At 71.6% G+C, this 25,743-nt stretch carries 21 protein-coding genes; 11 read left to right on the top strand and 10 right to left on the bottom strand.

The features are described 5' to 3' along the window. Nucleotides 1-110: 110 nt before the first annotated feature. On the bottom strand, nt 111-620 hold the full coding sequence (locus tag GT042_RS00770; protein ID WP_161306754.1) for a MarR family winged helix-turn-helix transcriptional regulator: 510 nt from the start codon (nt 618-620) through the stop codon (nt 111-113). Nucleotides 621-776: 156 nt separating this feature from the next. Between GT042_RS00770 and GT042_RS00775 the strand changes: the two genes are divergently transcribed. The 4 genes from GT042_RS00775 to GT042_RS00790 all read left to right on the top strand — a co-directional run bounded on the left by GT042_RS00775 (nt 777) and on the right by GT042_RS00790 (nt 6,055). Then, nucleotides 777-2,015: an amidohydrolase family protein gene (locus tag GT042_RS00775; RefSeq protein ID WP_161306755.1), complete on the top strand. Its 1,239-nt coding sequence runs from the start codon at nt 777-779 to the stop codon at nt 2,013-2,015. Between the two features lie 205 nt (nt 2,016-2,220). Beyond that, nucleotides 2,221-3,687 (top strand): histidine kinase, encoded by a 1,467-nt coding sequence (locus tag GT042_RS00780; RefSeq protein WP_161306756.1) that lies wholly within the window; start codon nt 2,221-2,223, stop codon nt 3,685-3,687. Next, nucleotides 3,684-4,355: a response regulator transcription factor gene (locus GT042_RS00785; protein WP_161306757.1), complete on the top strand. Its 672-nt coding sequence runs from the start codon at nt 3,684-3,686 to the stop codon at nt 4,353-4,355. The genes GT042_RS00780 and GT042_RS00785 overlap by 4 nt, the downstream gene beginning before the upstream one ends. Before the next feature lie 323 nt (nt 4,356-4,678). Beyond that, nucleotides 4,679-6,055, top strand: coding sequence for an amidohydrolase family protein (locus GT042_RS00790; protein WP_161306758.1), 1,377 nt, complete (start codon nt 4,679-4,681; stop codon nt 6,053-6,055). Nucleotides 6,056-6,072: 17 nt separating this feature from the next. Here the strand turns inward: GT042_RS00790 and GT042_RS00795 are convergent, their stop codons facing one another. Then, entirely contained in the window at nt 6,073-6,684 is a 612-nt protein-coding gene (locus tag GT042_RS00795; protein WP_161306759.1) for a TetR family transcriptional regulator, read from the bottom strand. A gap of 168 nt (nt 6,685-6,852) precedes the next feature. Here GT042_RS00795 and GT042_RS00800 point away from each other — a divergent pair, with 168 nt between their 5' ends. Continuing rightward, the gene (locus GT042_RS00800) at nt 6,853-8,403 is read left to right on the top strand and encodes an MDR family MFS transporter (RefSeq protein ID WP_161306790.1); all 1,551 of its coding nucleotides are present in this window, start codon (nt 6,853-6,855) and stop codon (nt 8,401-8,403) included. Here the strand turns inward: GT042_RS00800 and GT042_RS00805 are convergent. After that, complete coding sequence (locus tag GT042_RS00805) at nt 8,349-8,963, bottom strand: cysteine hydrolase (RefSeq protein ID WP_161306760.1); 615 nt, start codon at nt 8,961-8,963, stop codon at nt 8,349-8,351. The two genes, GT042_RS00800 and GT042_RS00805, sit on opposite strands and share 55 nt — an antisense overlap. Nucleotides 8,964-9,108: 145 nt before the next feature. After that, nucleotides 9,109-10,725: a serine/threonine protein kinase gene (locus GT042_RS00810; RefSeq protein ID WP_161306761.1), complete on the bottom strand. Its 1,617-nt coding sequence runs from the start codon at nt 10,723-10,725 to the stop codon at nt 9,109-9,111. Nucleotides 10,726-10,874: 149 nt separating this feature from the next. On the opposite strand from GT042_RS00810, the gene GT042_RS00815 reads away from it, so the two are divergent. From GT042_RS00815 to GT042_RS00825, 3 genes are all read left to right on the top strand, one after another. Then, on the top strand, nt 10,875-11,576 hold the full coding sequence (locus GT042_RS00815) for a TetR/AcrR family transcriptional regulator (protein ID WP_161306762.1): 702 nt from the start codon (nt 10,875-10,877) through the stop codon (nt 11,574-11,576). Nucleotides 11,577-11,578: 2 nt separating this feature from the next. Further along, nucleotides 11,579-12,790 carry an NAD(P)/FAD-dependent oxidoreductase gene (locus tag GT042_RS00820; protein WP_161306763.1) on the top strand — a complete coding sequence of 404 codons (1,212 nt, stop codon included), beginning with the start codon at nt 11,579-11,581 and terminating at the stop codon, nt 12,788-12,790. Between the two features lie 185 nt (nt 12,791-12,975). After that, nucleotides 12,976-13,848 carry an NAD(P)-dependent oxidoreductase gene (locus GT042_RS00825; protein ID WP_161306764.1) on the top strand — a complete coding sequence of 291 codons (873 nt, stop codon included), beginning with the start codon at nt 12,976-12,978 and terminating at the stop codon, nt 13,846-13,848. A 99-nt stretch (nt 13,849-13,947) separates the two neighbouring features. On the opposite strand, the gene GT042_RS00830 is transcribed toward GT042_RS00825, so the two are convergent. The 3 genes from GT042_RS00830 to GT042_RS00840 all read right to left on the bottom strand — a co-directional run bounded on the left by GT042_RS00830 (nt 13,948) and on the right by GT042_RS00840 (nt 16,786). Continuing rightward, nucleotides 13,948-14,946: an LPXTG cell wall anchor domain-containing protein gene (locus GT042_RS00830; RefSeq protein ID WP_161306765.1), complete on the bottom strand. Its 999-nt coding sequence runs from the start codon at nt 14,944-14,946 to the stop codon at nt 13,948-13,950. Nucleotides 14,947-15,190: 244 nt separating this feature from the next. Beyond that, complete coding sequence (locus tag GT042_RS00835) at nt 15,191-16,018, bottom strand: DUF899 family protein (protein ID WP_161306766.1); 828 nt, start codon at nt 16,016-16,018, stop codon at nt 15,191-15,193. A 357-nt stretch (nt 16,019-16,375) separates the two neighbouring features. Then, nucleotides 16,376-16,786 (bottom strand): CPCC family cysteine-rich protein, encoded by a 411-nt coding sequence (locus GT042_RS00840; RefSeq protein WP_161306767.1) that lies wholly within the window; start codon nt 16,784-16,786, stop codon nt 16,376-16,378. A 179-nt stretch (nt 16,787-16,965) separates the two neighbouring features. On the opposite strand from GT042_RS00840, the gene GT042_RS00845 reads away from it, so the two are divergent. Then, the gene (locus GT042_RS00845) at nt 16,966-17,550 is read left to right on the top strand and encodes a histone deacetylase (protein WP_161306791.1); all 585 of its coding nucleotides are present in this window, start codon (nt 16,966-16,968) and stop codon (nt 17,548-17,550) included. Nucleotides 17,551-17,932: 382 nt separating this feature from the next. After that, nucleotides 17,933-18,739, top strand: a complete 807-nt coding sequence (locus GT042_RS00850) for an alpha/beta hydrolase (RefSeq protein WP_161306768.1) — start codon at nt 17,933-17,935, stop codon at nt 18,737-18,739. 88 nt (nt 18,740-18,827) lie between these two features. Here GT042_RS00850 and GT042_RS00855 read toward each other — a convergent pair whose 3' ends face one another. From GT042_RS00855 to GT042_RS00865, 3 genes are all read right to left on the bottom strand, one after another. After that, a complete protein-coding gene (locus GT042_RS00855; RefSeq protein ID WP_161306769.1) occupies nt 18,828-20,828 on the bottom strand; it encodes an Ig-like domain repeat protein in 2,001 nt (666 codons plus the stop codon). A 159-nt stretch (nt 20,829-20,987) separates the two neighbouring features. Beyond that, entirely contained in the window at nt 20,988-22,829 is a 1,842-nt protein-coding gene (locus tag GT042_RS00860) for an MOSC and FAD-binding oxidoreductase domain-containing protein (RefSeq protein ID WP_161306770.1), read from the bottom strand. Between the two features lie 54 nt (nt 22,830-22,883). Continuing rightward, complete coding sequence (locus GT042_RS00865; protein ID WP_161306771.1) at nt 22,884-23,324, bottom strand: CBS domain-containing protein; 441 nt, start codon at nt 23,322-23,324, stop codon at nt 22,884-22,886. Nucleotides 23,325-23,596: 272 nt separating this feature from the next. On the opposite strand from GT042_RS00865, the gene GT042_RS00870 reads away from it, so the two are divergent. Continuing rightward, entirely contained in the window at nt 23,597-25,699 is a 2,103-nt protein-coding gene (locus GT042_RS00870) for a restriction endonuclease (RefSeq protein ID WP_161306772.1), read from the top strand. Nucleotides 25,700-25,743 lie beyond the last annotated feature (44 nt).

Below are 25,743 nucleotides of genomic sequence, written 5' to 3' on the forward strand. Positions count from 1 at the left end.
CGCGTCGCGCTACAAGGAAGCCTCGGTCGGCCAGGACGCGATGGTCGGGACGGTCACCGAGGGCGCGGTATCACCGAAGGCGCGGTCGCGGACGCCGCGCCGTGGGCGGCCTAGCCGGGGTCAGGGCGGGTGCGCGTGCCCAACTCCGCGGCGGCGTCCGCGTAGTCGACCAGCAGCCGGGCGAATTCGAGGCGTTTGGCCTGGGGCCAGTCGCGGGTGATGTGCTCGAAGGCCTGGCGGTGCTGGCTGCTGAAGCGGTCGCGCAGGGCGATGCCCTCGGGGGTGAGGAGGAGCACCGTACGGCGGCCGTCGGTCTGGGAGGCGGCCCGTACGAGAAGGCCGGCCGTGATGCAGTCGCTCACCATCCGGCTGGCGACGGAGGAGTCGACGGTCAGCTGGTAGGCGATGCCGCCGACCGTCATCTCGCCGTCGGCCTCGTCGACGACGTTGATGACCTGGTTCCGCGCCATGTCCTTGCGCGTGACCGGCGGGTCGACGTCCACCAGGGCGGTACGGCGCCGCAGCCGGGCGAATGCCGCGCCGACCGCGTCCAGCAGCGCGTCGTCCTGAGTCTCGTTGCGCCCGGTCTCGTTCCGCCCGGTCTCGTTTCCCCTGGTCACTTTGACACCTTAGTCCCAGGTCGCTGTCGAACGCAATTACGTGCAACAATGCATGCATCTGCGTTTCGCAGGAGATGGCAGAAGACGGCAGAAGACCGGTGGGTGCCGGGAGACCCGGCTCACCGCGACGGATCGACAACGACGGGAAACACCCCCATGAGCACAACGGCCATCATCAACGCGCGGGTCTTCGACGGGGACCGGCCGCTGGAGGCGACCACCGTCGTCTTCGACCGCACCGGGATCCTCGCGGTGGGCGGGGAGGCACCCGCCGGAGCGGAGATCGTGGACGCCGCGGGCGGGACGCTGCTGCCCGGCCTGATCGACGCGCACGTACACACCAACGAGCAGGCTCTCGCCCTGGATCTGCGGTTCGGTGTGACCACGGCGCTGGAGATGCAGGGCAACCACACCGCCGGCAACCGCGCGCACATCACGGAGAACGACGCGGTGGCCGACATCCGCTCCTCCGGGTTCGCCATCACGCCTCCCGGTGGTCACCCGAGCGAGCTGTTCCCGGAGGGATTCCGCCCCGGGCCGCCTCCCGGCGCGCGCGGCCCCAAGCCGTCGGAACCGGCGCCCCTGATGCCGTTCTCCACCACCCCCGAAGAAGCGGTCGGGTTCATCCCGCAGCTGGTCGAACGCGGCTCGGACTACATCAAGTTCATGGTGGACGACGGTTCGGTGGAGGGGCACCCGGGCCTGCCGATGCTCGACCGGGCGACGCTGAGCGCGGGGGTCGCCGAGGCCAAGAAGCACGGCATGCTCACGGTCGCCCACGCGCTGACGATCGAGGCGACCCGGATGGCGATCGAGTCGGGCATCGACGGTCTCGTGCACCTGTTCATGGAGGGCCCGCACACCGAGGAGATCATCACCCTGATCCGCGACGCCGGTGCGTTCGTGGTGCCGTGTGTGGTGCTGAACGCCTCGATGATGGGCATCACGGGCGACGAGCTGGCCGACGACCCGCGGGTGGCGTCGCGCCTGGACGAGCAGTGGATGAAGACGCTGCGCAGCAGCTTCGGCCACTACCCGCAGGGCAGGCTCGGTGATGTGTTCGGGTCGGTGCGCGCGCTGCGGGACGCCGGGGTCGACCTCCTGGTCGGTACGGACGCGTCCGCGCCGTTCGAGTTCCTGGGCGGTCTGGCCCACGGGGCGAGCGTCCACCACGAACTCCAGTATCTCGTCCGGGCCGGTCTGACCCCGGTGGAGGCGCTGCACGCGGCCACTTCCACCACCGCCCGCCGCTTCGGGCTAACAGACCGGGGCCGTATCGCCGAAGGACTGCGCGCCGACCTCCTTCTGGTCGACGGCGACCCCACCACGACCATCTCCGACACCCTCAACACCCGCGCCGTCTGGCGCCGGGGCAGCCGCCTCACCCACGCCTGAGCACCCCCCGCCGGGAGACCGCTGCACGGGCGCGCGGCCCCCGGCGGGGCTCGGTCCGGGCCGTCGTCCTTCCCCGTCCCTCGCCGTCCCTCCCCGTCCGCCCCCGGCCGCTCCCGGTCCTCCCGGTCGCCGCCGTCGCCGCGTGGCGGCTCAAGCGTTCCGACGTGCGAGCGGCGCGCGTACGAATGACAGAGAGCGGAAAGCCATGGTGCCGGTCCACCCCCGGCGGAGGGACCTGATCCCGCCCGAACCCGACGTCCTGCGCGGCAGTGCGCTGGTACGGAGGGCCACGGACGCGGCCGGTGCCTTGCGCAGACTGAGCCGCGAGCACCCGGCGGTGCTGTACGCGCTGCCGGCGCTGCTCGTGCTGGCGGGCGGACTCCTCGATCTGCTCGACCCCGGCCCCGGCCCCGGGCTGATCGCGGACGTGTCCGTGGACGCGCTGGGCCCGGGGGCCTCCGTCCTGGTCGCGGGGTCGATGGCCGGCCAGGCGCTCGCCCTTCTGTGGCGGCGCCGGGCCCCGTCCGCCACGCTGGCGGCCGTGGTGTTCTGCTGCCTGGTCCAGTGGTTCCTGTCCTCCGACTTCGGCACCGCCCTCGTCGGTCTCATGATCGCGCTGTACTCGGCGGCCCGTTACGACCGGATCAGGCGACTGCCGTGGTCGGGTCTGTACGTCGCGACGGCGCTCACCGCGGTCACCTTCTGGATCAGGCCCTTCACCGAGCAGACGCTCTCGGCGCTGTTCTTCTCGTACTGCGCCGTCACCGCCGCCCTCGCCGTCGGCCTGGTCCTCCGGGTACGGGAGGGGCAACTCGTCGTCCTGGCGGAGCGGGCCGCGCAACGGGAGGTCGACCGCGAGCAGCGCGAGCAGCTCGCCGTCTTCGCCGAACGCTCGCGCGCCTCGCGGGAGATGCACGACATCGTCGGCCACCACCTCGCCGTGATCATCGCCCTCGCGGACGGCGCGGCGGCGGGCGCGGGAGCAGGAGTCGGCTCCGGTACGGGCTCCGGCGCCGGTACGGGCCCCGCTTCCGACAGGGGCTCCGCCCCTGGGCCGGACGTCCTGTCCATCATCGCCGGCACCGGCCGCCAGGCCCTGAGCGAACTGCGCCGCGCCCTCGGCGCCCGCTGCGAGGACCCCGGCGCCCGGGAGACCACCGCCGGCCTCGCCCCCCAGCCGGGAACCGCCGACCTCCCAGGGCTCCTTGAGCGCGCCCGGGCCGCGGGACCGCGCATCTCCCACCGTACGGAAGGCGATCACCACGCCATGTCCCCCGGCGTCCAACTGGCCGTCCACCGCATCGTCCAGGAAGCCCTGACCAACAGCCTCACACACGCGGGACCCGACACCACGGTCCACGTGGCCCTGCGCGTCACCGGCCAGGACGTGGACCTGTGCATTCGCGACAGCGGCCCTCGGGCACCACGACCCGCCCCCGCCCCGGCCGACCACACCGCCGGTCACACCAGCGACCACCCCATCGCCCCTACCGCCCTCACCGGACCCACCGCCCCCGCCGCCCCCACCGGCCGAGGGCTCGTCGGCATCGCCGAACGCGCCGCCCTGTGCGGGGGCCGGGCCGAGGCCGGGCCAACAGGAAGCGGCGGCTGGCTCGTTCACGCCTCCCTGCCCCTGCTGCCCCCACCCGTACCCGGAGAGAACCCCCTGTGACCACGGTCCTGATCGTCGACGACCACGCGCTGCAACGCCTCGGTTTCCGCATGCTGCTCGACGCCCACCCCGGCACGGACGTCGTCGGAGAGGCCGCGAACGGCGCCGAAGCCGTACGGCAGGCGGCCGAACTGCGCCCCGACGTGGTGCTGATGGACATCCGTATGCCCGGCGTGGACGGCATCGAGGCCACCCGCCGCATCGTGGCGTCCGGCGGCCGGTCCCGGGTCCTCATGCTCACGACCTTCGACCTGGACGAGTACGCGTACGGCGCGCTGCGCGCCGGTGCCAGCGGCTTCCTCCTCAAGGACGCGCTGCCGGGCGAACTCGTCGCCGGTATCAGGGCGGTGGCGGAGGGGGACGCCGTCGCGGCCCCGGCGCTGACGCGCCGCCTGCTGGACACGTTCGTACGGCAGGGCCCGCCACCGGCCGACCGGGCGGGCGGCGCGGGCAGCGATCCCCGTCTGGCCGGGCTCAGCGAGCGGGAGGGCGAGGTGCTGCTGGCGATGGCGCAGGGCCTCACGAACACCGAGATCGCCGCGCGGCTGGTGCTGGCCGAATCCACCGTCAAGACCCATGTCGGCAAGGTGCTTGCCAGGATCGGCGCCCGTGACCGGGTCCAGGCCGTCATCATCGCGTACGAGGCGGGCCTCGTCGGAACCCGCTGACCCGGAACCCGTTGACCCGGAACCGCTGACCCCCCACCGGGGTACGGGGAGGACGGGGCCCGGCAGGTCATCCCCAGGTCGCCTCGTACCCGGTACTCCGGTACCGCGCCCGGCCCTCGATCGGCCCCGTGGTACCGCGTTTCCGACCCCTTCCCCTTCCTAGGGTGAAGGCAGGGCCGCGGGCGGAAACGCGCCCCGACACGCCTCTCCACCAGGGCCTGCCATCGCGCCCGCGATGCGCCCCTGCCCCCCACCGGCGGATCCGTCGACACCGTCGACACCGGCCCGATCCGGCCGGGGGGCTCAACCGAAAGGGCTGTCCCATGTGCGGGATCCATCGCCGTACACTCCTGAAAAACGCCGGCGCGGGCGCCGCGGTCGCCGGAGCGGCGGTACTGCTGTCCGGCTGCGCCGACGACACCGGCGCCAAGGCGAGCAGCACCAGGTCGCCGAGCCGTGACATCTCCGGAACGACCGCCGTCCAGAACGTGCGGATCTTCGACGGAGAGCGGGTCATCAGCGCCCGTACGGTCGTCATCGAGGGCCACAGGATCGTCCAGGTCGGCGGCAGGGCCCCGAGCGGCGCCACCGTCGTCGACGCGTCCGGCGCCACTCTGCTGCCCGGACTCATCGACGGTCACACGCACACCTCGGACGACGGGTTGAAGAACGCACTGCTCTTCGGTGTGACCACCGAACTGGAGATGCAGGGTGGCGGGCACGACCCCGAGAAGACCGACAACAACGACAGCATCGCGGACGTCCGTTCGGCCGGCACCGGGGTCGGGGCGCCCGGCGGCCACCCCGCCGAACTGTTCCCCGAGGGCGGTCCGCCCGGTGTCCCGCCGGAGGGCGCGGACACCGGGGACGGGTCGGGGCCGCCGCCGGACGAGGGGGTCTCCAACCCGCAGGAGGCGGTGAAGCTGATCCGCCGCGTCGTCGCGGACGGAGCCGACTACGTGAAGATCATGATCGAGGACGGCTCGGTCCTCGGCGCCACCGACCTGCCCGCCCTGAGCAACGACACGATCGTGGCGTCCGTGGCCGAGGCGCACAAGCTCGGCAAGATGGCCGTGGCCCACGCACTGACCGTGCAGGCATTCGAGCAGGCGATCGACGCGAAGATGGACGGTCTGGTCCACCTCTTCATCGACCGGCCCGCCGACGCGAAGATCGTGCGCAAGGTCGCGGACTCCAAGGCGTTCGTCACCGCGTGCCTGTGCCTGAACAGGTCGATCATGGGCGAGACCGGCGCCGATTTCGCCGCCGACAAGCGGGTCAGCTCCCGGCTGAGCAAGGAGTGGCTGGACACCCTGCGCCACGGCAGCCTCAACCACTACCCGGAGGGCGATTTCGACGACGTCCTCGGGAGCGTCCTCGCCCTCCACGAGGCGGGGGTGGACATCCTGGTCGGTACGGACGTCTCGGTGGCCGTGCGCTACCTCGGCGGACTCGCCCACGGCGCCAGCGTCCACCACGAGTTGCAGCTTCTCGTCCGGGCGGGGCTCACGCCCGTCCAGGCCCTGCGTGCGGCCACGTCCGTACCGGCCCGCCGCTTCGGTCTCAAGGACCGGGGCCGTATCGCGGAAGGCATGCGCGCCGACCTCCTCCTGGTCGACGGCGACCCCACCCGTACGATCTCCGACAGCCTGTCGATCCGCGAGGTGTGGCGCCGGGGAGCCAGGCAGCCTCGGCGCTGACGCCACTGCCCGTCTCTTCAGCGGCTGGGGACGAGCGCTCCCCAGCCGCTTTCGAGCAGGTCGAAGGCGCGGACGACGGCTTGGCGGGGGTCTTCGTGGCCACGGGCGGTACGGGGGGCCTCAAGGGCGAAGTGGGCCAGGGCCGTACAGGCCGGATCGTCCGCGGGCAGGCCGCTCTCCTCGGCGATGACCCGGGCGAGGGCGCCGGTGTGGCGCAGCCACATGGCCTGGACGTAGTCGCGCAGCGCCGGGGTGGTGTGGACCAGTTCGAAGAACGCGGTGAAACCGGCGTCGCCGTCCACGGCGGCCATGCGATGACGCAGCGCGTGGTCGCGCAGCGCCGCGGGGATCGACCGGCCCGGGGGGCGCTCGCGTACGGCGGCGAGCAGGCGGGCCTCCTGATCGGCGTCCTCGTCGAAGACGAGGGCTTCCTTGACGGGGAAGTGCTTGAACAGGGTGGTGGTGGACACGTCGGCGGCGTCCGCGATCTCGCGGATGCCGACGTCGTCATATCCGCGCTCCAGGAACAGGCGCATCGCGGCGTCGCTGATGGACCGGCGGGTGGCGGCCTTCTTGCGCTCGCGGCGTCCGATCGGCGCCGGCGGGGCGGGGGAGTCGGTCGAGGGCATGCGTACGATCCTATCCGCAAGGTGGTGCGACTTCAAAAGTGCAACGGTTGCACTTATGGAATCGGTGTGGTGTTCTGGGGTGGCGGTCGACGGAACACCGTCCCGCTTCCCCGTCTCTTCTTCCCCTCTGTACGAAAGGGGTGATCAGCCATGCCCACCTCCGCAGCCATGCCCACCTCCGCATCCCTTCCCTCCGCATCCGCCGGCCCTTCGGCCGTGCCGAAGAACGTGCGCTGGGTGATGCTCGGCATCATGCTCGCGATGCTGCTGTCCATGCTCGACAACATGGTCGTGAGCACCGCGATGCCCACGATCGTCGGCCAGCTCGGCGGCCTGGAGTACATCTCCTGGGTGGTGACCGCCTACACCCTGATCACCGCCGTCACCACTCCGATCTGGGGCAAGTTCGGTGACCTGTTCGGCCGTAAATCCATGTACCTGGCGTCCATCGCCGTGTTCGTCGTCGGGTCCGCCCTCTGCGGAGCGTCGCAGTCCATGGGCCAGCTGATCGCCTTCCGCGTCCTCCAGGGCGTCGGCGCCGGCGGGATCGGCGCGGGCGCGTTCGCGCTGATCGGCGTGCTCGTACCGCCCCGTGAGCGGGGCAAGTACCAGGGCATGACCGCCTCGATCATGGCGGTCGGCACCATCGGCGGACCGCTGCTGGGCGGGTTCGTCACCGGCCACTTCGACTGGCGGTGGGCCTTCTACATCAACCTGCCGCTCGGCCTGGTCGCCCTGGTGTGGCTGTGGCTGACGCTGCACGTTCCCGCGCCCCGCATCAGGGCGAGGATCGACTGGGCGGGTATCGGCCTGCTGACCCTCTCCATCACCGCGATCGTCCTGGCCGCCACGTGGGCGGGCAGCACCTACGCGTGGGGCTCGTGGCAGGTGCTGTCGCTCGGTGCCGTCGCCGCGATCGGGCTCGCCGCGTTCATCTCGGTGGAGAAGCGGGTCGGTGAGCCGCTGGTGCCGCTGACCGTGTTCACCGGGCACCGCAACTACCCGTTGGCGATGGCGCTGACCCTCGCCGCCGGTGTGGTCATGTTCGGTGCGGGCCTCTATCTGCCGCTGTTCCAGCAGAACGTCCAGGGGGCCTCGGCCACCCACTCCGGGCTGCTGATGCTGCCGATGATGATCCCCGTCGTGATCGTCTCGACCGTCGCGGGAAAGGTCATGTCCGCCACCGGCCGCTACAAGATCTTCCCCGTCGTCGGCGCCGCGTTCCTCACCGCCGGGCTCGGTCTGCTGTCCACCATGGACACCGGCACCTCATTGCTGCTGACCGGCCTGTACATGATCGTCGTCGGGATCGGCCTGGGCTTCACCATGCAGATGGCCGGCACCATCGCGCAGAACAGCGTCTCCCTGCGCGACATGGGTGCGGCGATGAGCTCGTCCAACCTCTTCCGCACCCTGGGCGGATCCCTCGGCGTCGCGGTCTTCGGCTCGCTGTTCACCCGCGCCGTCCAGTCCCATCCGCCCACCGGCGCCCGGGATGCCTACCTCACGGCGGTCGCGAGCGGCACCAGCCACATCTTCCTGACCGGCGCGATCCTCTGCGCGCTCGCCTTCGTCGCGTCGCTCCTCGTCATCGAGGTCCCGCTCCAGAAGGCCGGCCCGCCCGCGCCCGCGGCTGGGGCGCCCGTCTCACCCGCGCCAGGCGGTCAGAGGCCGGCGATGACGTCCGCCGAGGTCATGGGCAGGGAGAACATGGGGTAGTCGTACGTGATCGCGTTGTCGTGCTCCTCCTGGGACGTGGCGGCCACGCAGTCCGGGACCGTGATGACCCGGTAGCCGTTCTCGTACCCGCTGCGCATTGTCGACTCGACACAGCAGTTGGTGAGGAAGCCGCCGAGGATGATCGTGTCGATCCCCTTGTTCCGCAGGATGAAGTCGAGGTTCGTACTCGCGAAGGTGTCGAGGCCGCGCTTGCCCTCGATCACGATGTCCCCGTCGGCCGGGGCGAGGTCGTCCACGATCGCCGCGCCCCAACTGCCCTTGACGAACGCCGACCCGTCCACGACCCCCTTGAGGATGCCGTACGGGTGCCGGGACAGCTCGCCGTAGCCGGGGGCGAAGGTGATGGGCGCGTGCATGACGGTGACCCCCGCGGCCCGCGCGGCCCCGGCCAGCGCCACGGTGTTCGCGAGCATCCCGGTCTTCGCCATCACCCCGGCCACGGCCCCGTTGAGCACCCCGCCCTCGCTGGTGAAGTCGTTCTGGTACTCGATCAGGACGAGCGCGGTCTTCGCCGGGTCAAGGCGGAAAGTCTCGGACATGACGGCTCCTCGGTGAGCTGGGACACATCAGCGGCAGGAACAGCCTGCCCGACAAGGGGACCAATCAGTCCGAGGCGGGCAGGCTCAGCCACCCCACGCCGTGGGAACGCTGTTCGGCGCCGCCCTCCCCTCCCTCTTCCCGCAGTCAGGCTCGGCAGGAGTCGGTGTGGGTGACTTCGCGGTAGTCCACAACGGTGGGGCTGGCCATGGATTCGCGATAGACGATGACGACCCGTCCGTACGGCCAGGTGATGTCGTCACGGAAGCGCTGCTGGGCTTCGCTGCAACTGCCGAACATGAGTGAGCGCATGGTGTCGATCCAGTCCGGGTCGTCCTCGTAGGTCTGTCCCTCCGGATAGCTGTTGGGGCCGAAGGTGACGAACATGGTCTGTGCCTGGGGGTTGAAGGTGAGGGTCACACTTTCGGCCGCGAAAGCGCTGCCCTCGAAGGGCTGGACCGAGTCGCGGCGGAACCGCTGAGAGGCAGCCTTCTCCGCAGGCGTGACGGGGACTCGGGCGGACACCCATTCCGCGACGGTCGGCTCCGCGTAGTCGCTGCGGGTGTACGCGGGCGAGGGTGCGGCCTGAGGCGAGGGTGCGGCGGTCTCGGGTGCCGACGGCTTTGGGCCTTGCTGTCGGTCGCTGTTCGCCTTGTCGGCCGCAGCTGTCTTCTGGGTCGGTCGGGGCTGGGGCTGACCGGCCGGTTTTGTGGCGTTCGGCGTTCGGGACGAGTTGGGCTTGTAGGTCGCGGCCACGGCTCCGCCGATTCCTCCCACCGCCAGTGCCACGGCGATGACGGCACCGTAGAGCTTGGTGCGTCGGCGGTGCGGCGCGGGAGTCTGCCAGGTCGGATCGTTCTCCGGCGGCAGGTCCCAGTGGGCCGTCACCAGGTCGGATATCAGAGTCTGCTGCCCGCTCTCACGAGGACGGGCGGCCGTGATCTGGGTGCTGAGCAATTCAGTGCAGGAGTCAGCTAGTTCAGCCGCCGTTGGTCGGTTCGTCGGATCCTTCGCCAGTGCCATCTCGATGAGCGGCAACAGACCGTCCGGGACCCCGTCGAGATCGGGCGCGCCGGACATGACGCGGAAAGCGACAGCCTCGGGCGCGCCGGTGCCGAACGGGAGGCGACCGGTCGCGGCGTTCGCGACGAGCGCTCCCCAGGCGAAGATGTCGCCTGCCGGTCCGACCGCGCCGGTCCGGTAGTGCTCGGGGCTGATCCAGCCAGGAGTACCGGTCATCACGCCGGTGCGGGTCACGGCTGTGCCGTCCAAAGCGTGGGCAATACCGAAATCCAGCATGCGCGGACCGTCAGGCGCGAGGATGACGTTCTGCGGCTTCACGTCCCTGTGTACGACCCCGGCGGCGTGGATCGCGGCGAGAGCGGCGGCGGTGCCTGCGGCCAGCGCGTGCAGTCGGCCGCCGGTCAGCGAACCACTCTCGGCCAGGTACCGGCTGAGGGTCGGACCCGGTACGAATGGTGTGGCCAGCCAAGGCGTGGCGCTCTCGGTGTCGGCGTCGTACAGGGGAACCAGGCTCGGGCCGCTGACACGCCGGGACAACTGGACCTCACGCCGGAAGCGGGCGCGGAATTCCTCGTCGCCGGCCAGCGGGGAGTGAACGACTTTCACGGCCAGCCGCGAGCCAGCCGCGTCCAGCGCGGCGTAGACCGTACCCATGCCACCGGTCCCGAGTCGGCCGACGACACGGTAGGGCCCGATGCGGCGCGGATCGCCGAGCTGTGCCGACTGTAAGCGGCTGGACACACATGCTCCTTGAACGTCATCAGCGAACGTCGTCAGCGGCGTCCCGGTGAGCCTGACGCATCGTATCGACCGCGCTCTACATAGGGGGTGTTTCGTCCGATGTGGCGAGCGAACTTGTTCGTGACGAACATGTTCGTTACGGTCTGGGGGTGACTTCACGTGAATCCGTACCCCGTAGCCGTCGTGAGCGGCCCGCCAAGGCGGCTCTCACCTATGACGGGATCGTCGCCACCGCCGTCGGGCTCATGCGGGCCGAGGGGCTTCAGCGCGTCACCATGCGGCGGCTGGCTCAGGAGCTCGATACCGGGGCCGCCTCGCTGTACGTGTACGTGGCCAACACCGCCGAGCTTCATGCGGCGATCTTGGAGGAGTTGCTGGGGGGTGTGGACCTGCGGCCCGGCGGGGGGAAGAGGGGTGGGGACTGGTGTGATCGGCTGGTGTCCGTGCTCGGGTCGTACACCCGTGTTCTGTTCGAGCACCCCAGCCTTGCCCACGCCGCCCTGGTGGCCCGGCCCTCAGGGCCCCACTACCTCGCCCTCGTCGAGGCGATCCTCGATCTCCTGCACGAGGGTGAGGTGCCCGACGCCCAGGCGGCCTGGGGGGTGGACGTGCTGTTGCAGGTCGCCACCGCCACCGCCGCCGAGCAGTCCGTCCGCGGCCGGGCCGTCGACGCGGAGGCCGAGCACGACAAGCTCGTCGCCGCGCTGCGTGACGTCAGTGCCGTCACCCATCCACGGATCGCCGCCCTCGGCACCGCGCTGCTCTCCGGCTCCCACGAGCAGCGCCTGGCGTGGATCTTTCGCATGGTCATCAACGGGGCCAGGAGCACCCCGGTCACCACGGAGGCATGAGCATGAGCTTGAGCAGGAGTACGAGTACGAGTACGAGTACGCATTACGCCGTCGCGATCGTCGGCGCCGGCCTCGGCGGTCTCACCCTCGCCCGCGTCCTGCACGTGAACGGCGTCGACGCGGCCGTCTTCGACCTGGAGCCCGGCCGGCACGCCCGTACCCAGGGCGGCATGCTCGACATCCACGTCGAGTCCGGGCAGGCCGCCCTGCGCGCCGCCGGGTTGTACGAGGGGTTCCTGGCCCGGATCCACCCCGGTGGCGAGACCCTGCGCGTCTACGACCGGCACGCCCGGCTCGTACTGGAGGAGAAGGACGACGGCGAGGGCAGCCGTCCCGAGGTCGACCGGGGTGACCTGCGCGACCTCCTGCTCGACTCGCTCCCCGAGGGGACCGTGCGGTGGGGTGCCAAGGTCACCGGCGCCCGGCCGCTCGGCTCCGGGCCGCGAGGAGACGGGCAGCACTCCGGGCGCCACGAGGTCACCCTCGCCGACGGCACCACCTTCACCACCGATCTCCTCGTCGGGGCGGGCGGTGCCTGGTCCCGTATCCGCCCGCTGCTCTCCGACGCCCGCCCCGCCTACACCGGCGTCTCCTTCGTCGAGCTGGACCTCCTCGACGCCGACACCCGCCACCCCGAGAGCGCGCAACTCGTGGGCGGCGGCATGTGTTTCGCCCTCGGCGACAACCGGGGCTTCCTCGCCCACCGCGAAACCGACGGCAGCCTGCACATCTACGTCGCCCTGCGCGCCGCCGAGGACGTGCTGTCCGGGATCGACTTCACCGACGCGGACGCGGCCAAGGCCGCCGTACTGGAGCACTTCGAGGGCTGGGACCCGGCCCTGCGGCGGCTGGTCACCGACGCCGACACCCCGCTGGTGCCCCGGCTCATCCACGCGCTGCCCGTCGCACACCACTGGCGGCGCACCCCGGGCGTCACCCTCCTCGGCGACGCCGCCCACCTGATGTCCCCCTTCGCGGGGGAAGGCGCCAACCTCGCGATGATCGACGGCGCTGATCTGGGGCGGGCGCTCGCCGCGCACCCGGGAGACGTGGAAGCCGCGCTGACCGCCTACGAGGCCTCCCTCTTCCCGCGCGGCGAAAGCACCGCCCGCCAATCCGCGACGAGCCTGGACACGATGTTCGACGACCGGGCGCCGCAGCCGATCGTCGACATGTTCGCCGCCTTCGCGTCGTCGCAGCAAGACACCCCCTAGGGGGTGTCCGCGCCGCCCCCTGTGCGTTCCTTCGGGTGGTCATCGGTGGCTTCGGCCGGGTGACCGGGGTGCCGGGACCCACGGCGGTGCCACGATGGGCGACCGCGCCGCCCCTCGTCGGCCGTGAGGCCGGGGCCGGGGCCGGGCGGCTCTTCCGGGCTGGACCGACCAGAGGACTGATCCCCATGCGTGTCTTGGTCGCGGGTGCCACCGGTGCGGTGGGCCGACTCCTCGTACCCCTGCTGCTGGAGGCCGGACACCAGGTCACCGGCGTCTCCCGCACCCTCGCGGGCACCGAGCGGGTACGCCGCCAGGGCGCCTCGGCGGTCCAGGCCGACGCGCTCGACCCCGACGGTCTGCGGCAGGCGGTGACCGCCGCCGCGCCCGACGCGGTGATCAACCAGCTCACCGACCTGACGGACGCCGACGCCGGGGCGACCGACCGGCTGCGCCGGGAGGGCACGCGCAATCTGGTGGACGCGGCCCACGACGCCGACGTGCACCGGATCGTCGTCCAGTCGCTCGCCTGGGTGTACGCGCCCGGGGACAAGCCGGCCGACGAGACCGTACCGCTCGACCTCGGGGCGGCGGAGCCGCGCGGCGCGATGGTGGAGGGGGTACGGGTGCTGGAGGAGACGGCGGCCGAGATCGACACGGCGGTGCTGCTGCGGTACGGCGTCCTGTACGGCCCCGGCACCTGGTACGAGCCGGGCGGCGCCGTGTCCGCGGCCCTCGGGGGTGACCGGGAGGCGCGTTTCCTCGGGAACATCGAGGCGGATCTCTCGGTGAGTTCGTTCGTCCACGTCGCGGACGCCGCGCGGGCCGCCGTCGCCGCCCTCACCTGGCCCTCCGGTCCGGTGAACATCGTGGACGACGAACCGGCGCGGGGCCGCGCGTGGCTGCCGGTCCTGGCCGCCGCGCTCGGGCGGCCGGCGCCAGGACCCGTATCGGGACAGCAGAGTTGGGCGCGGGGTGCGTCCAACGAACTGGCCCGCTCGCGGGGTTGGGAACCTGAGTACGCGTCCTGGCGGACGGGGTTCGCGGCGCAGGACGCGTGACGGTTCGTCAGGCGGTACGAAACACCGAGGGGTGCGGCGGATGATCCGCCGCACCCCTCGTCACACCGTGGTGTCACGTGTTCTTCCGTGACGCCGCCGTCAGTGCGAGCGGACCGCTCCGCGGCGCCGCATGAAGAAGAGGACTCCGCCGCCGACGGCGAGCAGGGCCGCTGCACCCGTCGCGGTCGCCACGACGTCGCCGCTGCCCGTCTCGGCGAGCCCGCCCTGCGCGCTGCTGGACGTCGAGACCACCGGCGACGCCGACTCGGCCGCGGAGGCGGACGCGGAGGTCGAGGTGGACGCGTTCGGGGACGCCGACCCGGCCTCCGTGGGCGAGACCGTCGCGGGCGCCGTGGTCGACGGCGTCGTGTCCGGGGTCGTCCCGGCCGGAGTCTTCGTGGGAGTCGGGGTCGAGTCCGGGGTCGTCACGGGCGGGGTCTTCGTGGGGGTCGAGTCCGGGCCGGGCGCCGGGACGGTCTGCGCGGTGCAGTCCTTCGTACCGCCGTTCCAGGACGCGATCAGCTTGTCCTTGATGACCGGACGGTCCGGGCCGATCGGCAGGTCGCCGTGTTCGAAGCCGTCGTTCGCGTCCTTCTTCCCGTCGAACTTGACACTGCCGCGGTAGAGGTCGACCTGCGCGAAGCAGCCGACGTCCGGGACGGCTATGTCGAGGGTGTCCGTCACGCTCTGCTTCACGTTCACGGTGTCGAAGTCGTGGAAGACCTGCGCGCCGGAGGTCGCCCAGGTCGGCCCGAACGTACGGTACGAGGCCAGCGAGGCGGTGCACGCCTCCGCGTCGCCGGCGGCGCGGACCTTCACGTGCACCTTGCCGTCCTCCGACGGCTTGAGGTTGAGGTCGTCGACCTGGACGGAGGCCTTCCAGGCCACGCCGTCGAGGGAGAACTCACAACGGTCCGTCGCGGTCTTCACACCGGCGCCCGTCCCCGGCTTGTAGTCCGAGGGGTGACCCTTGTCCCAGCCGTTGCCGCCCGGGCAGTCGCCCGCGTACGCGGACGTGGCGGCCACGGCGGACAGGACGACGGCCGCGGCGCTGACCCCCAGCAGACGCCACACGGGGACATGACTCGCTTTGGGCATGAAGAAATCCAATCCTGGCTTCGCAAAGCCCGGCGCGGGCACGCGGAAAGGCGACGCCTCCCAGAAGGGCACAGCCTCTCGGGAGGGCACACTGATGCCGCGCAGGGCTGGATGGTCGAGGGCGCTCGGGGACCACCGTCGGGTCCCCGGAGCACACCAGGCATCGTGGGTCCTGCGGTGCGGGCGTGTCAACTTCCGTCACACCGGCCACAATTCGCTGACCAGGGGAGAGCCCTTGGGCGAGTCAGTGGTGGTGACCGTGCCGGCCGAGGGTTTCCACCGGAGTGGCGCCGGGCCGGGTCCACTGGGGTACGGGGCGGCTCGTCGGACCCCAGGTGGCGACGCCGTCGGCGTCCGACCGCCAGTACCAGCACGCCTCGTGGTCCACGGCCGGGCCCGCCGCCGGGTGCCCCTCGTGGGTGCCACCGGCCGTGCGCCGCCCCCCGGGGTGGTCCTCCCACGCCTCGCCGCGGCCGTAGGGCGTCATGTCCAGCAGGCTGAGGGACCCGTTGACCGGCTCGTTGCCCCGGCCGGTCGTGGAGTAGGTGAGGAACACGCGGTCGCCCTCGCGCAGGAAAGCGGTGAGGTGTCCCATCTCCCCGCCGACCGGCCCGTCCACGTCACGCACCGAGTACCAGGGCTGGGTGTAGCCCATGAACCCGACGAAGGACGCCACCTCGTCCCAACGCCCCGTCGTCAGCACGGCGTACGAGACCCCGCGCGCGTTGAGGTAGACGGCGTCCTTCACGTGCCAGGCCGTGGTGGTGCAGCCCTCGCACTGGCCCTGGTGGGGTGTGTCGTCGTACCACATGTGCTTGTAGACGACGAGCTCGTCGCGCCCCTGGAACAGGTCCAGGAACGGCACCGGCCCGTCGGGCCCGACGACCTCCACCGACCCGTCGAACTCCACCATCGGCAGCCGCCGCCGGGCCGCGGCGATCGCGTCGCCCTCATGGGTGTGCGCCTTCTCGCGGACCAGCAGCTCGTCGCGGGCCGCCTGCCAGGTGACGAGGTCAACGACGGGCGGCTTGCCGGGGAGGTCGTTGCCGGGGTCGCGGGGGGTGGTGGTCATGGGATCCTCCGGGGTGGGTGGTGTCTGTCCGGGTGCGGTACGACACGCGTCACGACAGGTGTCGTACAACCCTCACCGGAACAGACTGGCCATCCGGCCGGAACTCATCGAGACCGCCACGCCCACGCCCCCGCTCACGCCACCGTTCACACCCACCGTCACGCCCAGGCCCGGCCCACGCCCATGAGGTCGACCGGCGCGCTGGAGGCCAGGCGCCGCAGCAGTGGCGGGGCCGGTCCCGTACCAACCCGGATGTCGGGTGGGTACGGGAACAGCTTTCCGGCGCCTCGGCGTGAAGGTGTGAGGGGCTGAGGGGCTGAGGGTGCGAGGGTGCAAGGGGGAGTGACGCCGGGCCGCTCAGTGTGCTCCGGGCCGGAGGTCGCGGCGCCAGAAGGTCGGTAACCACCAGCACAGCACGGAGCGGTCCTCGGGCCAGGGCGTACGGTTCTCCGCGTCCGCCTCGTCCAGGCCCTCCCAGTGCTCGAAGGAGTCCCGCGACGGGTCGATGGGACGCCAGGACGGGTCCAGCGTCTCGTTCTCCGCCGGGGGGCGTACGTACCGCTTGCCGTGCTCGTCGCACGCGCCGAAGTCCTGGAAGTTCCGCTGGGCGTCCAGCAGCGATATGCGGTTGGCGCCGCCGGCCATCGAGGGCCAGCGGAATTGGACGCCGTCGTCCTCCCAGAAGCAGATGGGACAGATCTCGTGGGAACCGGGCATCTCGTCGAGGACGCGATGGCCGCAGCAGGGGCAGGGGTATGGATTTCTCACCAGCGCAGTCTGAACCCGGTGGGAGCCCCATGGAGCGCCTTCACGTCATCGAGAAGTCGTTGATCGAGGAGACCGTGATCGAGGAGACCGTCATCGAGCAGGCAGGGACCGCCGGTCGCCTCGGTCGCTCCTCCCCGCCCTCTCCGCGCCAGGTCTGGTACCTGTCGTACGGCTCCAACATGGACCTCGGCCGGCTCGCGTACTACCTCACGGGAGGCCGCCCGCCCGGCGCGGCCAGGGCGTACCGGGGCTGCCGCGACCCACGCCCGCCGGAACGGTCCGTGCCGGTGGAGGTCCCGGGCGCGGTGTATTTCGCCACCGAGTCGCCGGTGTGGGGCGGGGGACGGGCGTTCTACGATCCGGACGCCCCGGGACGTGTGCTGGGCAGGGCCCATCTGGTCACGGCGGGGCAGTTCTCTGACATCGCCGCGCAGGAGATGTACGGGGAGCCGGGCACCGACCTCGACCTGGCCGGGCTGGTGAGCGGCGGCGGCGGGCGGGTGGTGCGGGGTGAGGGGCGGTACGAGACGCTGGTGTGTCCGGGCGCGCTCGACGGGGCGCCGGTGGTGACGTTCACGGCGCCCTGGGGGGTGGGGGACGTCGAGCCGAACGCCCCGTCCGCCGCGTATCTGGCCTTCCTGGGGAAGGGCCTGCTCGCCACGGGTGCGTGGGATGTGGGGACGGTGGTGGCGTACCTGGCGGCGTGTTCCGGTGTGTCCGGGCGGTGGACGGAGCGCGAGATCAGGGGGTTGGTGGGCGGGTAGCGGGGGGCGACGGCTGCCGCCCGGCGTCCCCGAACCGGCCGTGGGGCACCGGTACTCCTGGTCGCCGCAGGCGCCGCAGGCGCCGCAGGCACCGGGGGCACCGGGGGCGCCGGACCGCGCGTGCCGGACGGTGATCCGGTGCTGGACGACACCGCCCGTACGGCTCAACGGCACTGGCTGGACGCGTCGAGACGGCGGCCCCGCTCGCAGGGCCCACCTGCGCCTTTCCCCGCACACCGGCCGCCACTTCCGGTACCGGCCGGGCCCGGCACGCCCCGCCGGCTGGCGGGTGCGACCCGCGTCGCGTACGGATGGTACGTATCGGAGTCGCGCCTCCCAGGTGGAGCCTCGAACTCCGAGCGACCGGAAACGGGAGACGGACATGTCCGACGAAACGCGCCCACAGCGCTTCGGGGCCCTCGCCGCCGACAGCTACGGCGCCCCCGACCAGGCCCCCGACCACCGCCCGCCCCTCGTCCTCCTCCACGGCCTCGGCTACGACCGGCACCAGTGGGACCCCACCGTCCGCGCGCTCGCCGCCACCGACCCCGGCCGCCGGGTGCTCTCCTTCGACCTGCCCGGCCACGGCGACTCCCCCCGCCGCGACTCCTACCGCTCCGACGAGATCGCCGCCGTCGTGCATGAGGCGGTCACCGACGCCGGACTCGACGCGCCCGTCGTCGTGGGGCACTCGCTCGGCGGAGTCCTGGCGACGGTCTACGCCGCGACGTACCCGGCCCGCGGCGCCGTCAACGTCGACCAGCCCCTCCTCCCCGGCAATTTCGCGGAGGTGCTCCGCCGCGCCGAACCGGTCCTCAGGAGCCCCGCGTACGGCGAGGTCTGGGACACCATGCTCGCCGGCATGCACATCGAGCTGCTCCCCCCGGCCGCCCAGGAACTCGCCCGGTCGGCCACCCCCGCGCAGGACCTGATGCTCGGGTATTGGAACGAACTCCTGGTCACCCCGGCGAAGGACCTCGACGACGGCATCACCCGCGCCCTGGGCGCCATCCGCGATGCGGGCATCCCGTACCACTACGTGAGCGGGGAGCCGCCGCCCCCGGCGTACCGCCACTGGCTGGAGTCGGTCCTCCCCGACGTCACCGTCACCGTCCTGGCGGGCAGCGGCCACTTCCCCCACCTGTCCCGCCCCGCCGAACTCGCCGCGATCCTGGCCGCCTTCCGCTGACAGGAAGGAACAAGGAAAGAAAACAACGGTGTCCCGGACCTCGTTCGTTCCGAGGTCCGGGACACCGCCATTCATCAGTGCTGAGCGCCTACTTGGTGAAGTACAGGTACTGCCACGCCCCGTACGTCGACGAGTTCACACTGTCCCCCGACGAACCGTTGATGTACGCCGACCGCACCCGGGCGCGGATCCCCGCACCGCCCTTGCCGGGGCCGCCCAGCTTCACCGCCGACTTCCCGTTGCCGCCCAGCGCGAAGTACTCCGGGTCGCCCGCCGAGTACCACGTGCCCCCGGAGTAGACCTGGAGCTCGAACCGCTGGTGGCGGCCCTGGTAGTAGCTCATGGTCGTGGTCAGGAGCGGGTCGCTGGTCTCACGGAACCAGTAGTACTTCGTGGAGCCGATCGTGCCCGTCCTGTAGTGCTTGGAGACGGCCGTGGAGATCTTGACCTTGGCGAACCCGGTCGACTTCACCGACTTCGACGCCGAGCGCGCGTCGCCCGCGAAGACGGCCGTGAGGGTGGTGTCACGGGTCATGTCCACGGTGACCGAAAGGTTGCCCTTGGAGTTGACCTTGCCGGTCTTGACCAGCCGCTTCGGCTTGTCCGCGCCGAACGGGTCCGCGTAGATCTCGACCGTACGGCTCTTGTAGGTCTTGCCGAGGTGCGCGGTGAAGGAGACGTCCGCGCCGTACGAGTAGAGCTTGCCGTTGTTGTTCAGCGTGAGGCTCGTCGCGGTACGGGAGACCTCCACGGTGTCGGACGCCGAGACCTTCGCGTGCGTCGCGTCACCCGCGTACCCCACCGTGTACTTCACCTTGCCGCCGGCCGGCGGGGTGTCCGCGAAGGCGAAGGAACCGTTCGCCGTCGTCTTCACACCGGGCAGCACCTTGCCCTTGGGCGAATCGATGTCCGTACGCGTCACGGTCAGGGCCGTACCCGCCGGAAGGGCCTTCGCCGAGGTCAGCTTGCCGGTGACGGTGAGCTTCTTGGCGCGGGTCGCCTTGGCGGGGGCGGCCACGGTGAGCTTGGGCACGTACTTGGTGGGGTCGGTGTACGACCGCAGGGAGAACACACCGTTGCTGTTCTCCGAGACGGCGAAGACGCGGCTGCCGTCCGGGGTCCAGGCCAGCGCCCCGTCGACCTGGGTGTCGCCGCCGCTGCTGTTGCCCGTGTTGCCGTACTCGTACTCACGGATCGGAGTGGTGGAGCCCTGCTCGTAGAGGTGCAGGTCCGGGCCGTACCAGGAGCTGGTGCCCGACGCGACCGCGCCCTTCGGGCCGATCGCGACCGAACTGCCGTAGTCACCCGACGGGTAGCGGCGCAGTTCGTGCAGATCGGTGGTGGAGTAGGCCGGGTTGTAGTACGGATAGCCGGCGGCCGTGACCACCTCCGTGCCGTCGGGCGAGATGTCGAGGTCGCGGAGGTTGCTGCCCTCGTTGCCCGGGTTGCCGTCGAGGACCCGCAGCACCGCGCTGCCGGACGTCACGTCGTACAGCGCGATCGTGCTCTGCCCGCGTTCGCCCACGGCCAGCAGGCCGGGCGCGGCCGGGTCGGAGCCGAGGAGCGGCGGCAGGTACGACGACATGTCGCCGTCCTGGTCGAGTGCCACGACCGGCCCGTCCCCGGACAGGTCGAGCGAGCCGAGGTTGCCGGAGGAGTCCGGTCCGTAACCGAACCAGAGCTTGCCGCCGGCGACGGCGAGGCTCCGCGGGTTCTTGGCGTCGCCGAGGGTGTACTCGGCGGCCTTCGTGTACGTGGCCGTGTCCACCGACACGATCCGGTTCGAGGCCGCGACAGCCGCGTACACCTGACCCGAGTCGGCCGACAGGGCCAGGCCGTCGACGCCCGGCAGACCGGTGACGGTCTTCTGGACCGTACCCGCGTAGTCGGTGACGACGAGCTTGCCGCCGGTCGGGTCGGAGACGTAGACGCGCTGGTGGAGACCGTCGACCAGGACGTCGCCCGCGGACTTCAGGGAGAGGGTCTTGGTGGAGTCGGCGGCGGCAGGGGCCGCCGTGGCGGCGACGAGCGCGGCCGAGCTGAAGAGGACCGCGAGCGAGGTCGCGGCCGCGAGGGTGCGCGTGCGCACAGTGGTGATTACCCCCCAGGTAATGACCGCATCAAGTCACCCGCGGATCGCGGGGAGCGGTTGGTGGCAGCCTAAGGCACGGGTCTGACAGGACGGCAGTGGGTTTCCGGAGAGGGGGTTTCCGGAGAGTGGTTTTCCGGGGAGGGGGGTCTGCGCTGGTCACAGGTCCAGCACGATGCCGTCCCTCGGGCGCGAGCAGCAGATCAGTACGTCGCCCTCGGCCGGCGGCTCGACCGGGTCCGGGTCGTACGCGACGCTCCCGGACAGCAGCGCGCTCTCGCAGTTGTGGCAGACACCCGTACGGCAGGACCAACGGGTGGGTACGTCGCACGCCTCGGCCAGTTCGAGCAGGCTCGCGTACCGGGGGTCCCAGGGCACGGTGAGGCCGCTGCGGCTGAACGACACGTCGGGACCGGGGGTCGCGGGCGGTTCGGCGGGCGGGTGCGGGTCGTGCTGCTCCGACGGGTTCACCCCGGGGTTCAGCGCGGCCCCCGCGCCGAACGTCTCCATGTGGATCCGGTCGGGCGCCATCCCGTACCGGGTGAGACCGGCGGTGAGGTCGTCCATGAACCCCACCGGGCCGCACAGGTACGCGTCGGCGTCGGTCGGCAGTCCGACGCCGCGGAGTGTGTCGGCGGAGAGGCGGCCGGGCGTGGTGTAGTCGACGCCCTGACGGTCGTCGTCGGCCGGGCGGCTGTAGCAGATGTACGAGTGGCTCGCGGGGAGCCGGTCCAGCAGCGCGCGGCTCTCGGCGGCGAAGGCGTGTTCGGCGCGCTCGCGGGCGCCGTGGAGCCACCAGACCTCGCGGGGGGAGCCCGTACCCGTACCCGTATTTGTACTCGTGTCCCCTGCGCCGCCCGCCAGCGCGTGCAGCATCGCGAGAACCGGTGTGGCACCGACCCCGGCGGACGCCAGTACCACCGGGCGTTCGCTGTCGGCCAGGAAGAACGTGCCGCGCGGCGCGGCCACGTCCAGCGTGTCGCCCACCCGTACCGTCGTGTGGATGAGCGTGCTGGCGGCGCCGTGCGGCTCCTGTTTCACACTGATGCGGTACCGGCCGTCGCCGGGGTCGTTGGAGAGCGAATAGCTGCGGATCAGCGGAGAACCCACACCCCCGGGGCTCCCGGGATCCTCCGGACGCAGCCGCAGCGTCACGGACTGGCCCGGCAGCCACGCCGGCAGCCGGGAGCCGTCGGTGGCCGACAGGGTCAGGGAGAACACACTGTGGCTCTCCTCCCTGATGGCGTCGACCCGCAGCGGCCGGAAGCCCGTCCAGGCGGGCGGCGGGCTGCTCGCGGCCGTGGTCAGCCCGGTGTTGCCGGACGAGCCCGCCGGGGCGCCGCCGGCCTGTTCCTTGGCGGACTGCTCCTTGAGGCTCCGCAGCGAGGCCTGCCAGCCCGGGCTGAGGGAGGAGATGCGCAGGGCGCGGTCGAGGTCGTCCCTCGGGTGCCCCGGCAGGTAGAGCAGGGAGTCGATGTCCGCGACCGTCATCCCCTCCGGCCCGTCGGCGACCTTCACGATCTCCTGCCCCGCCTCGATCTCGCCCTCCACGACCACGCGCATGTAGAAGCCGGGCCGCCGGTGCGACACGAGCAGGGCCGCCATGCGCGGCTCCTCCATCCGCAGGCCCACCCGGTAACAGGTCACGCGCGGCTGGCTGACCTCGAACACTGCGTCGCCGATCCGGTACCGGTCACCGATGCACACCTCGTCGTCCGGCAGCCCGTCGACGGTGAGGTTCTCGCCGAACTGCCCGGTCTCGATCCGGTCGCGGCCCAGGTGCTTCTCCCAGTGGCGGTACGAGTCGGTCTGGTACACCAGCACCGCGCGGTGCTCGCCGCCGTGGCCCCCCAGGTCGCCCTGGCCGTCGCCGTCGATGTTCAGGCGGCGGGCCATGCGGGGGCCGTCGACGGGGTACTTCCAGATTCCGGTGTGCACGGTACGGCCGTGCCACGGGACGTCCTGGGGCATGCCGACGTTCATGGAAGTCAGCGTGGCCACGTCTCTCGCCTCCCTCGCTCCCGCTTGCTCGGTGGTCGGCCTCGGTCATCGGCCTCAGTGATTGGCCTCGGTGCGGCTGAGGGCGATCAGCACCTCCTGGGCGTGCGGTGTGTCCGCGATGTCCCCCAGCGTGAGCACCCCCACCAGCCGCCGTTCCTCCACGACGGGGATCCGGCGGACCGAGTGGGCGCTCATGAGGTCCGCCGCCTGGCAGACCGACGTCTCGGGGGTCACCGTCACCAGGTCCCCCGAGCAGGCTTCGAGCGCCGTGGCGATGCCCGCGAGGGTGCCTTCGGCAGTGATCCGTACCGCGATGTCACGGTCCGTGACGAGTCCGTGCAGTTCGTCGCCGGAGGTGACGAAGACGCAGCCGACATCGGAGTCCCGCATGCAGGAGGCCACCGAGGTGAGCGACATGTACGGCGGGACGGTAACGGGTTCGCGGCTCATCCGATCGCGTACGAGGTGGGTCGCGACTGCTCGATCGTGGTGCATCGAGGGCTCCGCTCGGACTCGACGGACGGGGACGCTGTCCTGTCCGGGAGGGGACACCCGTCCTTACCAGCATGGAACAGTCGCGGCGGGTCCGCATCCGCGGCGGGATCCCCCTCCTCGTCCGCCCCGTCCGCATCCCGTCAGGGGAAATTTCACGGGTGCGGGTCCCGGAGCCGCCAGGTCCGGGAGACTGGTGGTTTCTGGGTGTGTTTTCTGGGTGTTTGTGGGCGGGGTCCGGGGACGGGCGGCCCCGTGGGGAGGGGTGTGACCGTATGAGTCGTCGTTCCAGCGGACTGATCGGGGTCTGGGCCGAGGCGCAGCGGCAGCAACAGCGGCAGCGGGAGGCGCAGGAGCGGGCGGCCTTCCGGCAGCAGCGGGACGCGGAGCGGCAACAGCGGGCGTACGCGCGCGAGGTGGCGCGGTACGGCCGGGAGCAGCAGGCGGAGTACCGGCGGCAGCGGGAGGCCGAGGCGCGGCGCCGTACGGAGGAACTCGACGCGCGCGTCGTGGTGTTGGAGGGCCTGCTGGCGTCCGGGTGCCGGGCGCCCGCCTTCCGTACGTCCGCGCTGGCCCGGGTGGAGGAGATCGAGCCGTTCGCGCCGGGGCAGTTGGCGTATCCGGTGCCGCTGCCGGATCCGGCGCGCTACCAGCCCCAGGCGGGTGGCTGGACGGCCGGGCGGCGCGCGGCGGCACAGCAGGAGGCGCAGGCCAGGTACGCGCACGATCTGCGCGCGGCGCAGCAGGCGGAGGGGCACCGGCAGGAGCAACTGGCCGCGTACCGAAGGCAGTACGACGCATGGGCGAATGGCCGGCTGGCGGAGGTGCGGGCGCACAACGCGGGGGTCGCGGCGACGGTGGAGGCGTTGCGGGCGGGGGATCCGGAGACGGTGGTGGAGTACTTCTCGGCGGCGCTCTACGCGTCCACCGGCTGGCCGGAGGACTTCCCGCGCCAGGTGTCGGCCGCTTTCGACCGTGGGGCGGGGCAGTTGGTGCTCGACTGGGAGCTGCCGGGGTACGCGGTGGTGCCGGAGGTGAAGGCCGTACGGTTCGCGCCGAGCCTGGACCAGGACAAGGAGTCGCCCAGGCCGGTGACGCAGCGACGGGCGCTGTACCGGGCGGTGTTGGCGCAGTGTGTGTTGCTGGTGCTGCGCGACCTGTTCGCGGCGGACGAGTTCCGTACGGTGCGTTCGGTCGCGCTGAACGGGTTCGTGGACGACTTCGATCCGGCGACGGGGCGGCGGGCGCAGGTGTGTCTGGCGTCGGTGCTGGCCGAACGGGGCGCGTTCGACGGCCTGAACCTGGAGCTGGTCAGCGCGGTGGACTGCCTGACGGAGGGGCTGCGGGGGCAGTTGTCGGCGCGGCCCGACCAGCGGGCGGCGGTACGGCCGGTGCGGCGGCCGGACGAGGTGGGCTCGGGGGTGGTGTCGCACGGAGGCGGTGAGGAGCCCGACCTGCTGGCGATGGATCCGGTGGAGTTCGAGAGCCTGGTCGCGGAGTTGTTCCGGGCGCGGGGGATGCGGGCGGTGATGACACAGCGCTCGAACGACGGCGGGGTGGACGTGGACGCCCTGGACCCGGACCCGATCAGCGGCGGCAAGATCATCGTGCAGGTGAAGCGGTATCGCGGGACGGTGTCGCCGAGCGCGGTACGTGACCTGTACGGCACGGTGCAGGGCGCCGGGGCGAACAAAGGCGTGCTGGTGACGACCTCGGGCTTCGGGCCGGGCTCGTACACCTTCGCCAACGGCAAGCCGCTGACGCTGATTTCGGGTACGGAACTGGTGGACCTGCTCCACCAACACGGTCTGCGGGGGAGGTTGGGGGACGGCGCCGCCGTACCGACGTCCGCCCCCACCCCCGGCGCCCCCGGCGACACTCCACCCGACCAGGACGACTTCAACACGCTGGGCATGACATGGGCGGGGACGGTGGCCCTGGACGTGTGCGCGCTGGTGTGCCACGGAAGCCGCGTTCTGAGCGACGACCATTTTGTCTTCTTCAACAACGAACGGACACCGGACGGTTCGGTCCGGATGGTCCCCGCGGCGGCGGGCGACCGGGCCGCGATACGGGTGGCGTTCGACGACCTGCCGACGGCCGCCGACCGGCTGGTGATGGTCGCGGCGGTCGACCCGGTGGTCAACCCGGAGGCGGACCTGTCGGGCTTCACCGAGGCCGGCATCCGCCTGCGGGACCGCGCGGGGACGGAGTTGGACCGCCTGGACGTCTCGGACGGCCGCCCCGGGGAGACGGCCCTGGTCCTGGGCTCGTTCCGCCGCCGCGCGGGCGGCGACTGGGACTTCGTACCGGGCGGGAAGGGCTACCGGAGCGGACTGGGCGGCCTGGTGGGGGACTTCGGGATCGACACGGAATAGCGAAGGCGGAGGGGTACGGTTTCCGGCGGCGGGGCACATGCTCC

This window comes from Streptomyces sp. SID3212, from assembly GCF_009865405.1.
Taxonomy (GTDB): Bacteria; Actinomycetota; Actinomycetes; order Streptomycetales; family Streptomycetaceae; genus Streptomyces.